At 59.3% G+C, this 11,140-nt stretch carries 14 protein-coding genes; 4 read left to right on the forward strand and 10 right to left on the reverse strand.

Going from position 1 to position 11,140, the window contains the following annotated elements:
* Nucleotides 1-47 precede the first annotated feature (47 nt).
* Nucleotides 48-1,436, forward strand: a complete 1,389-nt coding sequence (locus LXM96_RS04540; RefSeq protein ID WP_239997148.1) for an MFS transporter — start codon at nt 48-50, stop codon at nt 1,434-1,436.
* 223 nt (nt 1,437-1,659) lie between these two features.
* Here the strand turns inward: LXM96_RS04540 and LXM96_RS04545 are convergent, their stop codons facing one another.
* On the reverse strand, nt 1,660-1,833 hold the full coding sequence (locus tag LXM96_RS04545; protein ID WP_239997149.1) for a hypothetical protein: 174 nt from the start codon (nt 1,831-1,833) through the stop codon (nt 1,660-1,662).
* Nucleotides 1,834-1,946: 113 nt separating this feature from the next.
* Here LXM96_RS04545 and LXM96_RS04550 point away from each other — a divergent pair, with 113 nt between their 5' ends.
* Together LXM96_RS04550 and LXM96_RS04555 are read left to right on the forward strand one after the other, a co-directional pair.
* A complete protein-coding gene (locus LXM96_RS04550) occupies nt 1,947-3,563 on the forward strand; it encodes a sensor histidine kinase (RefSeq protein ID WP_239997150.1) in 1,617 nt (538 codons plus the stop codon).
* A 15-nt stretch (nt 3,564-3,578) separates the two neighbouring features.
* A complete protein-coding gene (locus LXM96_RS04555) occupies nt 3,579-3,980 on the forward strand; it encodes a response regulator (RefSeq protein ID WP_239997151.1) in 402 nt (133 codons plus the stop codon).
* A 193-nt stretch (nt 3,981-4,173) separates the two neighbouring features.
* On the opposite strand, the gene LXM96_RS04560 is transcribed toward LXM96_RS04555, so the two are convergent.
* The 9 genes from LXM96_RS04560 to LXM96_RS04600 form a co-directional block, all read right to left on the reverse strand.
* A complete protein-coding gene (locus LXM96_RS04560) occupies nt 4,174-4,629 on the reverse strand; it encodes a cupin domain-containing protein (RefSeq protein WP_239997152.1) in 456 nt (151 codons plus the stop codon).
* Complete coding sequence (locus tag LXM96_RS04565) at nt 4,626-5,255, reverse strand: TetR/AcrR family transcriptional regulator (protein WP_239997153.1); 630 nt, start codon at nt 5,253-5,255, stop codon at nt 4,626-4,628. Before LXM96_RS04565 ends, LXM96_RS04560 begins: the two co-directional genes overlap by 4 nt.
* Nucleotides 5,256-5,652: 397 nt before the next feature.
* Nucleotides 5,653-6,006 (reverse strand): hypothetical protein, encoded by a 354-nt coding sequence (locus tag LXM96_RS04570; protein ID WP_239997154.1) that lies wholly within the window; start codon nt 6,004-6,006, stop codon nt 5,653-5,655.
* Between the two features lie 505 nt (nt 6,007-6,511).
* A complete protein-coding gene (locus tag LXM96_RS04575; RefSeq protein ID WP_239997155.1) occupies nt 6,512-6,823 on the reverse strand; it encodes a hypothetical protein in 312 nt (103 codons plus the stop codon).
* A 433-nt stretch (nt 6,824-7,256) separates the two neighbouring features.
* Nucleotides 7,257-8,132, reverse strand: a complete 876-nt coding sequence (locus tag LXM96_RS04580) for an ATP-dependent metallopeptidase FtsH/Yme1/Tma family protein (RefSeq protein WP_239997156.1) — start codon at nt 8,130-8,132, stop codon at nt 7,257-7,259.
* Nucleotides 8,129-9,355, reverse strand: coding sequence for an AAA family ATPase (locus tag LXM96_RS21725; RefSeq protein WP_239997157.1), 1,227 nt, complete (start codon nt 9,353-9,355; stop codon nt 8,129-8,131). The genes LXM96_RS04580 and LXM96_RS21725 overlap by 4 nt, the downstream gene beginning before the upstream one ends.
* Complete coding sequence (locus tag LXM96_RS04590; protein WP_239997158.1) at nt 9,310-9,966, reverse strand: hypothetical protein; 657 nt, start codon at nt 9,964-9,966, stop codon at nt 9,310-9,312. Before LXM96_RS04590 ends, LXM96_RS21725 begins: the two co-directional genes overlap by 46 nt.
* Nucleotides 9,966-10,325, reverse strand: a complete 360-nt coding sequence (locus LXM96_RS04595) for a hypothetical protein (protein ID WP_239997159.1) — start codon at nt 10,323-10,325, stop codon at nt 9,966-9,968. The genes LXM96_RS04590 and LXM96_RS04595 overlap by 1 nt, the downstream gene beginning before the upstream one ends.
* Before the next feature lie 119 nt (nt 10,326-10,444).
* Nucleotides 10,445-10,639 (reverse strand): hypothetical protein, encoded by a 195-nt coding sequence (locus LXM96_RS04600; protein WP_239997160.1) that lies wholly within the window; start codon nt 10,637-10,639, stop codon nt 10,445-10,447.
* 167 nt (nt 10,640-10,806) lie between these two features.
* On the opposite strand from LXM96_RS04600, the gene LXM96_RS04605 reads away from it, so the two are divergent.
* Nucleotides 10,807-11,121, forward strand: coding sequence for a hypothetical protein (locus tag LXM96_RS04605; protein WP_239997161.1), 315 nt, complete (start codon nt 10,807-10,809; stop codon nt 11,119-11,121).
* The last annotated feature ends 19 nt before the right edge of the window (nt 11,122-11,140 follow it).

The following is an 11,140-nucleotide window of genomic DNA, read 5'->3' on the forward strand; positions in this document are numbered from 1 at the left end:
GAAGTGGCACGGTAGCGCCGATGCTCTCAATAGCAAGAGGAATGAACATGAAAATCCCCTCTATCGGTATGCGCAGTCCCCCTGTCACCTACGCCTTGGCAGGATCAGTGTTGTTGGGCTCTCTCGGCGTGAGCGTTGTTACCGTCGCCCTACCTTCCCTCGCAGACGAATTCTCAGCACCAACCTCGACCATGCAATGGGTCGTGATCGCATATCTCCTGGCCGCAACTGTTACTGTTGTTGTTGCTGGCAAACTTGGCGACGCACTGGGTTCCCGACGCATCCTACTCGGAGGCCTGACCATCTTTACCGTCGCCTCCGCTCTTTGCGCCCTTGCTCAAAGTCTCAGCGCATTGGCTGCGGCGCGCGCGGTACAGGGTATCGGAGCGGCGGTTCTGATGGCGCTTCCCATGTCCATTCTCAAGGAAGCGGTGGGCAAAGATCGCATCGGATCGGCGATGGGCCTCCTGGGCACCATGTCGGCCGTCGGTACTGCGCTTGGTCCGTCCCTTGGCGGCATCCTGTTGTCCGGCTTCGGGTGGCGTGCGGTTTTTGTCCCACTCGCAGCACTTGGAGTGGCAACAACCATTGCCTCCATGACCACCATCCCAGCGGACTCTCCCACCACGGAAAGTGAGTCTGACCGCGTGGACTGGTTTGGTGCCTTCTTGCTTGGGACAGCATTGATCTTCTACTCGCTCCTGATGTCGAAGGCGGGAGGCGCGGGCTCGTCCGGTTTCCTTCTGCTCGCAGCTCTGATGGCTGTGGCCGCGTTTGTACTGGTGGAGACAAAGGCGGAGTTTCCGTTGGTCCCAATTGCGGTCCTTCGAAGCCAACCTGTCGCCACAGCGCTGGCAACCAACTTGATCTTGTCGATGGTCATGATGACAACTCTTGTGGTGGGGCCATTCTACCTGTCGCTAAGCCTCAAACTAGATAACCGCGTGATCGGTCTCGTCATGTCAGTCGGTCCCGTTACTGCCGCGCTGACCGGGATCGCAGCCGGACGAGCCGTGGATAGGTTCGGTACCCGCGCGGTTATGACCGCAGGGTTGATCGAGACGTGTATCGGCTTCCTGTCACTGGCGCTGCTTCCGCGATATACGGGGGCTGCAGGATACGTGATCTCCTTGATCATACTGACGCCTGGCTTCCAGATGTTTCTCGCGGCCAACGGCGCGGCGCTCATGACGGCCGCACCGGACAGCCAGCGAGGCGTTCTCTCTGGACTGCTAGGTTTGTCCCGGAATCTGGGCTTTGTAACCGGCGCGTCGGCGATGATGACCTTGTTTATGTTCGCAGTGGGCGACGGTAACCTGTCGGCTTCTGCCGAGAACGCGGTGGCGGACGGATTCTCGATTACATTCATGGCGGCATCTGGCCTTATCCTATGCGCCATCCTAGCCACGAGCTTCAGTTCCAGGGAGAAGCTCTGACGCCAAGCCTTGCGCCTTGCCAGGACTCCGCTTCGGGCCGATGGCCGTTATGGCGCATGAATCGCCATTGGCGGTCATCAGGATGCCATGTCATTCGGTCAATCAGCCCCTTTGGGCTGAGCCCAGACCAAGAGCGACGACTTTTGGGACTAATTGGATGCGGCACAACAATCGAAGTCTGCTGGAGCCCGCTCAGCGAGCTAGCTCCAGCATAACCGTAGGTCTACGCCGCCAACGACAGCGTTTCGATGCCATGCCGAGCCATGGCTGCGCCGATGCGCGCGTAGTCGGGAACACCCTCTGTGCGCTGTTCGAAGCCGATATCGCGGAAAGCAATCATTGACGGCAGCATCACCAGCATGCGGACCGGACGGCCTATAGCTTCGGCTTCATCCATAAGTTCTCACCCGTCAGATTCTATAAGGGAACGCTAAAGTTTTAGAGGGGAGATTTAGACGATACGCATATGTCTGGCCTATTCTTTGTCCATACGTCCGGTCAGGTGAAGACATGCCAGAGACAGCCCTTAGCGACTCCATCATCCGAGAAACCTTAGCCTCCATTCTGGAGGGAGCCCAGCGACCAGTGTTCGTCAAGGACGAGTGCTCCCGCTTTGTCTTCCTCAATGATGCAGCATGCAGGCTGATGGGGGGGATAAGCCCTTGTGAAGCAATAGGGCGCAGCGTCCATGATTTCTTGCCGAAGGCAGAAGCGGACGCTATTCGGGCTAAGGACGTTCAGATCTTCGCGACCAAGGCGGAAGAGCTGTTCGAGGAGCAGGTTACCGGCCCGACCGGTACAAGACGGACCCAGATCACTCACAAACGAGTGGTGTCTTTGCCGGCAGGGGGCACAACAGCAAATTTTCTCGTCGTTGAGATAAATGACGTCACTGAACTGAGAACAGCCGAGCGGGTGCTGCGCGAGAGCGAAGAGCATCATCGCTCGTTCATAGAACTTCATCCGCAGACCCCTTGGGTGGCTGATGCCGAAGGTGAGATCATAGAGGTTGGACGGCAATGGACCAACCTCTCCGGACGCTCGGTAGATGATGCCGCAGGGAGAGGATGGGAGCATTCCGTTCATCCCGATGACCTCGAGTTGGTCATGTCACTATGGCAAGCATCAGTTCGAACAGGTCAGCTCCTTGACGTGGAGTTTCGTGTCCTGACGGCGGCCGGCGGCTATAGGTGGTTTCGTAGCCGGGCTGCTCCCAAACGTTCCGCAACTGGCGCCATCGTGCGCTGGTACGGCCTTCTTGAAGAAGTTCACGAGCGACAGCTTGCGCTTCAAGCTCTTCGGCAGAGCGAACAGAAGTTGCGAGAACATCGCGACCAACTGGAGAAGCTCGTCGAGGTGCGGACTGCGGAAGTCCAGCAGAAGAATGCAGAACTGGATCGATTGTTACAGCAGGAGCGGGAGGCGAACGCGCTCCAGCGTCGCTTCGTGGCGATGATATCTCACGAGTTTAGAACACCGCTTGCGATCATCGATAGTGCGGCACAGCGACTGACACGTACCAAGTCTGCTGTCACCAGCGAGTACCTGGCTGAGAAGTCAAATCAAATAAAGGGTGCCGTCGCTCGTATGGTGGAGTTGATGGAGAGCATCTTGGCAGCAGGACGTCTGCAAAGTGGTACGATCGAGATCACAAAAACCGAAACTTCGCTTTCGGCATTGGTGCTCGAGTGTGCAGACAAACGGCAACAGATCAGTGGCACACACCACTTCCACCTGGACTTGGACAGTCTTCCCGGCAAATTGGATCTTGATCCGGTAGCCTTTGAGCGGGTCTTTGCGAATCTCTTCTCCAATGCCGTCAAATATGCGCCTCACGCACCGGATGTTTATGTGCGCGGCTGGCAGGAGGATGGATTGGCCAAGATGTCAGTTCGTGACGGGGGCATCGGCATGGACGCTGAAGATCTGCCTCGGCTGTTTCAGCCCTATTTCCGGGCTCGCAGTGCAACCGGTATCGCCGGGACCGGCATCGGGCTCAACATCGTAAAAGAGATCGTTGAGCTGCATGGAGGCTGCATCATCGTCGACAGCGTGATCGGAGCAGGCACCATTTTCACCATTCATCTGCCGATGGACGAGACCCAAGCGCTCATAGAAGCCGCCTAACCAGAAAGAAAAAGCATGATCACCATTCTTTGCGTCGATGACGAGGTCGAAATCCGCAAGCTGCTTGTCGAGGAGTTTCAGGACGCAGGCCTGAAGACACTGGAGGCCGGCAACGGCAAGGAGGCTTTGGAGGTCATCGTAAGCTCGTGGCCGGACATCGTCGTGTGCGACATCTCAATGCCTGTGATGAACGGACACGAACTCTTGGCCGAGCTCCATATCAATCATCCGGAGTTCTCCCGAATCCCGTTCATCATGCTGACTGCTTTGACGGATAGGGAGAATACGCTGGTTGGCCTGCAGGCCGGCGCAGAAGATTACCTGACTAAGCCGGTCGATCTCGATCTCCTGATGGCCAAGGTGAATGGCTGCATCATGCGGCTCGAAAACAATCGGCGCGTCGGCAACGCGTTCTAGGCCAGCTCTGCCCAGCGTAGAACATTGATTACCTTTTCCTGCAGGATCGTGTGACGCTCCGAAGTCAATGCCATCACGGCACTGTCGGCTGACGGGTAGCCCTGGCACAGAGGAGAGTCTTCAGGCGCGGGTAGGAAGTAGCGAGGGCTCGGTGCGGCTTGTCTGCCGCCCGAGCGGCCAATCCAATCCAATTCTATGCGGCCATTGGTAAAGTCTCGATGCCATGGCGGCTCATGGCTGCGCCGATGCGTGCGAAGTCGGGAACACCCTCCATACGGTGTTCGGATCCGATGTCGCGGAAGAAGGCGATCATTGATGGCGCTATCATCACCAGCATGCGTACCGGAGCGCTGCTCTCATTGCTATAGTTGTGAGGCACCCGCGACGGCACCTTCACGGATGTACCAGCACCGGCTTTTATTTCTCGCGGGAACTGGTCGGTATCGAACTGACGGAGCGTCAACTCCCCTTCCAATATGTAGATCAGTTCCGGCGACTCGTGGACATGTGGAGGCGTTCCCGAGCCGGGTGGAACTTCGATATCGAGCAGTTCCAGGTCCGACCCAGGCACACCTCCGAGGAAGCGAATGCGGTCAGCCACTACCCAAAGGTAATCAGCGTTGTCAGCCGTCGTCACTTCAATAGTCATCGCGATACTCCTTTGGCTGCGATGGTGGTGTCCGCCGCAGTGTCGCTCGATCTGAACGCGGACAAGATCAGTTCGAGCGCCCAGGAAGCGGCCTCGCCGGCCTGGGTGCCGTCGAGACCGCCGTAATCTTTCAAGACCTCCCATGCGGAGGCCGAATAAAGCAGGTGCGCCAGCGCCTCGACCTTTTGAGCGTCGGACGCGGGAAGACCGGAGAGGGCAGGTGAAAGCGCCGCCTTGAAGTTCTTTTGACGCTCAGACACCATTGCTCGGCGCATTTCTCGACCAGCACGAGAGTGCAGCGCTGCGCGAATGGCTGTCTCGTGAATGTCAAACTGCGGAAAGGCTTTTTGCGGCCCCTCTATCACATCCTGCGGGTGCTTAGGTGCCACGGCAACTGCAATCCGATCGTTCAGCCAGTGCCAGAACGCTGAAAGCAGATCTTCCTTTGTCGCAAAATGACGGAAGACCGTCCGCCGCTGGATACCTGCCTCTGCTGCGATCGCCTCCATGCTGATATCGTCAGGTATTTGAGAGGAACCCATCAGCGAGTAAAGCGCCATGAGTATGGCTTGCCTGGTCTCGCGTGATTTCTGCACTCGTAGCGGACTTGTGTATGTTCGGGTCATCAACGGCTGCTGCTCCCATTCGCGGCACTATATGTGGCATGAAAACTCACGTCTGTCAATTGATGACGCTGCGCGTGTCTTGAAGTTTACCTGTGCGACCATCGGCAAGGCTCGCGCGAGGATCGGCTTAGTGAGGGGCTATCGAGACAGTCTTACGTTTGGGTGCCCCCCCACGCGATGTGGGACCCTTGTGACCTCGTCTATCGTCACGAGGATGGTGACCTGAAGGCTTGCCTCCCATCCAAGCTGGTGAGGCACAGAGAAAAGGCTTATCTGATGATAACGGAAAAGCGCATGAAGCCACCGATCCGTCGGATCCGACCTGCTGAAGACGTGTCGCCAACGACAGTGTCTGACATGCCGATCCTGATCAGAACATCATCTTTAACGCCAGCAGCTAGCCGTTATCCTCCGTCGGAAACATCCACTTGACCGGCTTTTCCAGCGAGCGAGCGTAACTGATTTCACGCTGCGTGCTGGACCCGACATAGCCACCGACATTAACCACGAAGATCTCGTCGGCGAGGTCGATCTTACGGAAATGCAACTGATCAATCGCTTGCTTCTCGGCGGTACTCTCGTCCCCGTCGGACAATAAAAACCGAGACCCTCCGGGCTGATCGGCATGGCCGAAGGCACCCAAGCTGATCACGATGTGTCCTTGCAGGGTGAGGTGAAGGTTGGCGAGATGAAAGGCTTCAGGGAAGCGGCTGGAGCCACACAAGGTAATAACTTTCGGGCGAGAGGTCATGAGATCCTTCCGTCAGGGCCGGTCAAGCGAACCCTTCGTGAGTACGATGTACGTTGTCATGTCAAGCTTTCCGCATGATGGTACTGCGCCATCGCAAGAGCCGCGAACGTCTTCTGTGCGAAATCCACGGGCGAATGTTGTCAAGCTTTGCAAGCCATCATCGCTCTGTTCCAAATCTTGTTGTGCCGCGGTCGCTGTCGTCGCTTGCTTCAGTAGATCACGCGCCCGAAACCTGTCCGTCCGCTCTCGGCCCCTTTGCGGTCGTGAGGCAAATGTCGCGCCAGCATACTGTCGCGACGTACTGCCGACAACATCGGGTTGCCGCTTACGACCAGCCGAAGTCACGAATATGCTGCAGTACGTGCACGCAGACTTAATGAGGAACGTCTGAGAAAAGCGATTCAGAGACAAACGGCGTTTCACGAAGTAACGGGGGGACGAAGTCCCACAGCGAAAACGCCGTTTGCAGAACAGTGATCAACCTGAGCAAGCAGGCGCGCGACTGTCAGCCCCGGAAGTAAGCCTTCAGCCGAAAGGGCTGCCCGGAGCGGCCGTAGCGATCGACCAGATCGTCGAAGACCTCGTACGCGGTCCGCTCGTCAAAACCCTGGTCGACAAGGAGCCCAGTCACGGCGTCGGCGAGCTCTTCGATCCAGTCATGCCGCCCCTCGGCGAGATAGCTTTTAATCGTCCAGACGAGCAGGGTCCGTGCCACGTCGTCGCGGTCGGGGCGCCGCTCAGCCCGATGCCGGTCCCTGAGCCGCTGCTGCCGCTCCCGCTGCCTCGCGTTGCGCTCGTCCTGGGTCTGTCGTGCCACGCCTTCCCCCCTCTTCTTGTCATGGATGGCACTTCCATGGTCAGAGGACCGGCGAACCGGCGCAAGCCGTTTTCCGGTGAATCGGAACCATAGTTTTCTGAATCGGAAATCTGGAACTGTGAATCCGATGACCGCAATTTGTTTTGCGTTGTGGGCACCTTGCGTCCCATCGCCGGCAACCTACTGACCGTGGAGAGGGCAAGCACGCATTGGCAGCCGACGCCGGAGATCCACCTTCCTCATCGGCTGAATCAGATTTCTCGACTTTGGAATCGGTGACCGAAAAATTGGAAACAAATATCTCGGCATTGGAATCATCTACCGGCAGTCTCGAATCGCCCGTCGATGTTTCTGAATCAAATGACCGCAATTTGTTTCCAGTTGCCGGTGATGCGAGACGCATCCGGACAATTTGCCGACAACTGAAGCTGCATTAAAGCCAGTTGAAGAGGGTGTGATCGAGACGCCGTCCTTCGCGTGACGACGGCGTCGAGCTTGGAGCGTCAGGTCGACGGGGTGAGGATCGCCGTGACTGCATCACCGTCGAGCGCCTTGCCATCAAAGAGCGCGCTGACCGGCCGGTCAAAAACCTTCCGGTTTTCCAGAATGGCGTCCGTCGCTCGTGCCTGGGCGAACTCAAGCCGCTGATGAACGCGCTTTGCAAGGTCGGCGTCACGGCGAGGATCGCGGTCGGATCTGGATGTTCGAGATAGAGCAGTGGATGTCTGGTTCCAAACCCCAGCGTCTGCTCCATGCTGGTGGCAATGCGGGTGGCGCGGGCGAGGTCGCTGTGCTCGGCGCCGCCGGAGCCGGCGGAGGCCGTCTTGAGCACGATCAGCTCCGCTGCTCTCCCTGCCATCAGCAGCGCGAGGAGCCGCTCATACCACTCGGCGGTGTCAGGGCCTCCGTCGCCGAAAGTGATCGCGTTGTGTCCACCGTCCTTGGCGTCAATGGTCAGTCCCTTGACGGAGCCGAGACGCAGCGCGTGGTGGACAACGGCATGGCCGGATTCGTGGACCGCCAAGCGCCAGCGGACGTCGTGGGGTAGAGGCGGCCGGTGACCGCGGATGCCAGCTTCGAGATCCGCATAAGTCAGAGGCCGCTTCTCCCGTCGTGCCTTCAGTCTCGCCTCACGCACCACACGTTCGATATCGGCGCCGGTGAGACCCATTGCTCGCGTTGCCAGCCGCAGCAAAGCATGCGCCGCCGCATCGTCTTGCGTGGATAGAAGGTCCTGTCCTCGCCCATTCTCCTGCGCCCTGTCACTGCGGAAAGTCTGCGATTCTTGCTCGTTTGTCGAACTGATCAAGATACGGCTCCTTCCCGTCCACCGGCTGTAATCATCTCGAGATCGGCGTCCAGGTGATGCGCGAGAATGCCAGCAAGCGCCGGGATGTCGGGCCGTGGGATATCGATATGCGTCTCCAGCCGGCCGGACCTTCGGATGGCTTCGTCGATCTCGTGCGGCCTGTTTGTGGCACCGACAATGATGACGCCCTCGCTCTTCACCGTACCATCAAGCAGTTCTAGCAGCTTGTTGACGCAGGCATTCCAATAGTCCGCGTACTGCCGCGACGCCGATACCCGCGTGCCGATGCCATCGATCTCGTCGATGAAGAGAATGCACGGCGCCTGCGCTCGCGCCTCGGCGAAGGTGTCCGTCATCCGATCCAGTACCGCGTGCAGGTATTCACCCTGAAGCCACGTCGAAACCGAAGTGACGACCAGCGGGATTTGCAGGCTGTTGCACATCGCCCGTGCGAACGTGGTCTTGCCCGTTCCTGGGGGACCCGAGAGCAAAAGCTTGGTGCTCATGTCTGACCAAGGCAACTCTCCATTCCGGTGATCAGCGAGATCCGCCTTCAGCCCTAGGGCCCATTCCTTTGCGGCGCCGTAGCCGGACAATGACTCGACAATCAGCGATGGCTTTCCGGCTCCCTCGTCGTAGATGGTCTGTGGTTGGATGACCTCCGCGCCGGTAGGTTTGCCTTTCGCTTTGGTCCTCTTGCGAGCCTTGGAGGCGTTTTCTGCCTTCCCCTCCTCAGCCTCAGCTCTCTTGCGATGTCTCTCGCTCGTGCTCTGCGTAATCCGTCGTCGCTGGAAGGTCCCGTCATCCTTGCCATCGCCTTCTGCCTCTTCCTGACGATTGCGGCCTGCAAGCCCAACCAGCGCCTCGATGCTGAGGTGCAAGGGCCGCTCCGGCCGAATGGCGATGGCGAGGTCGTCCAGCGTCAGCGCCGCCGCGTCGATCTTGCGGATGAGGATGTCGTGACCGGACGCAGGTTCACGGCCGTAGACGGCTTCGAACAGATCGAGGAGCAATGCTGTGTCGATGCCGCCGCCCGTGAGCCTGACGTCGCAGGTGAGGTCGATCTGGTCGGGGATCTCCTGATGTGATTCGGAGACGGCAAGAACGGGAGATCCATGTGTCAGGGCTCGCAACAATTGCCGCCGCATGGTCTGCCGGTTGAGACGTAGATCGTCGCCTACCAGGACGTGGACGAAGACGCGCTTGGCCTCGCCTTCACCCACGCCCACAGCGCTTCATCGAAAGCAAAGTCTGCAGACATCCCGACGTAAGGGCCGAAGGGCGCGAGTGGCGTCTTCTCAACAAGCCTCAGCAGTGCCCTTTCGAAGCCATCTACCTGGAGATGGATCGAGGCCACCGGCGCTCGCCGACGCAGAAGCCTCACGAGGTCACGAAGTGCGACGCCTGACTCATGCATTGCGGCAGCGAGAAGAAGCACGGTCGCGACCGCCTTCACGTTGGACGCCTCCCCTGCTTCGCCAACGACGCGAGCGGCATGGGCTGCAGCGGCGCTGCCTACCGTCGGGCCAGGGCCGAGGCGCCGGAAGTGGCGAGGCAAGACGGGGGCCGGCGCCGGCAGATCTGTGCCTCCTGCCTTCGGCTGTTCCGGCTCAATTAGGAACGCCGCCAGTTTCTCACGCACCCAGATCCGGTCCCGTTCCGCATTTCCGGAGAGATGCGCGGGATCGAAGGCTGGCAGGTAGCGACCAACGATTTGCCGGTCGACCTGGGCGACCGTCATCGTCAGCAGCCCATTGCGGACGGCGAGACGTCGGACTTCGCGGCGGCTCATGTGCCGCAGGCGCCGGACAAGAAAAGAAGACAGCCGATCCATCACAGCACCTCGCTGGGGAAGGCAGCGGAAGTGTTTTCCGCTGTGACGCCGCCGTCGGGGGATCGACGTCGCATCAGTCCGAAAGCCTCTATGGGCGGATTCATCCTGCCGCTGATCCAGTTGCGGACCAGGTGGCAGGTGGTATCCCCATGATCGGCAAGCGCATCAAGCCGTGCCATCACGGGCGCCGGAATGGACCGGCTGTCGTTGCCGCCTTGCCGGGCATGGCCGAGAGCAAGACCGATGATGATCGCAGGGTCGATGTCGTGCGTGCAGGTTCGGCGTGCGACATCGCTCGTCTGCGTAATGGCGTCGCATCGAAGGTCGTCACCGGAGTGATCGTGTTTGTGTTGGGACATGCAGTGTCTCCTCGCCGGACCGCGGGGCGGTCAGCGCTCATGATGGGGAGAATTGGAAAGGGCAGGCTGCAGCGTCAGTGCCGCAGCCTCAGCGTGGGCAGGAGCCCCGCGGTCGGCGATCAGGCGTCGAGCAGCCGTCGCGCAAAACCGAAGCGGATACGCTCCGGCGGCCAAGAGATCCGCTCGTCCTCGTCCGGTTCATCCGCGCTATCGTCTGCGGCATCGAACCCATCGCTATCGAATGCTTCATCGTCAGGCTCGCAGCGAGCGATCAGGCGGCCTTCACCCCGCAGCGCACCGACGCGTGACGACAACGGAGATGAAGCAGCAACCTGCGGAGGAGAGGCGGGCTGGCCGATGCCGAGCGCCCGGCGTGCCTCAGTCTCGAGGAAGACCCCAACTATCGGATTTTACAGAAGAGGTCTCGAAACGGCACACCTGCCTCCATCCGGCCAAAGGAAGCTATACACCCGACCTTATCGTGGTGAACAGGAGGAGGCATTCGGCCTTCATCCTCGACCTCAAGCGGTCTCTGGCGTCGTACGGGGACACGAACCGGCTCGAAGAGCTTAAGTTGAAGATGATGACAAGCTGCTGGACCCGGCGGCCGAAGCGGTGGCGAAGCTCGGCCATGCAGGCAGCCATGGCCGCTGGCGAGTTGGACACGGAGCTTAAAAAGCAAAAGCTCCTCGAGGCTTACGCCGAGGAGCTTGAAGCAAAGAGGAAGGATTGGAAGAATTTGCAAGTCTCAGTGGTTGCGGGGGCAGGATTTGAACCTGCGGCCTTCAGGTTATGAGCCTGACGAGCTACCGGGC

The organism is Rhizobium halophilum (assembly GCF_021648825.1).
Lineage (GTDB): Bacteria > Pseudomonadota > Alphaproteobacteria > Rhizobiales > Rhizobiaceae > Neorhizobium > Neorhizobium halophilum.

What these genes read in the sequence shown, in the direction of transcription:
- LXM96_RS04595 (WP_239997159.1), bottom strand. Translation starts at nt 10,325, where the DNA reads ATGTCCCAACACAAACACGATCACTCCGGTGACGACCTTCGATGCGAC.
- LXM96_RS04550 (WP_239997150.1), top strand. Translation starts at nt 1,947, where the DNA reads ATGCCAGAGACAGCCCTTAGCGACTCCATCATCCGAGAAACCTTAGCC.
- LXM96_RS04590 (WP_239997158.1), bottom strand. Translation starts at nt 9,966, where the DNA reads ATGGATCGGCTGTCTTCTTTTCTTGTCCGGCGCCTGCGGCACATGAGC.
- LXM96_RS04565 (WP_239997153.1), bottom strand. Translation starts at nt 5,255, where the DNA reads ATGACCCGAACATACACAAGTCCGCTACGAGTGCAGAAATCACGCGAG.
- LXM96_RS04540 (WP_239997148.1), top strand. Translation starts at nt 48, where the DNA reads ATGAAAATCCCCTCTATCGGTATGCGCAGTCCCCCTGTCACCTACGCC.
- LXM96_RS04560 (WP_239997152.1), bottom strand. Translation starts at nt 4,629, where the DNA reads ATGACTATTGAAGTGACGACGGCTGACAACGCTGATTACCTTTGGGTA.
- LXM96_RS04545 (WP_239997149.1), bottom strand. Translation starts at nt 1,833, where the DNA reads ATGGATGAAGCCGAAGCTATAGGCCGTCCGGTCCGCATGCTGGTGATG.
- LXM96_RS04555 (WP_239997151.1), top strand. Translation starts at nt 3,579, where the DNA reads ATGATCACCATTCTTTGCGTCGATGACGAGGTCGAAATCCGCAAGCTG.
- LXM96_RS04570 (WP_239997154.1), bottom strand. Translation starts at nt 6,006, where the DNA reads ATGACCTCTCGCCCGAAAGTTATTACCTTGTGTGGCTCCAGCCGCTTC.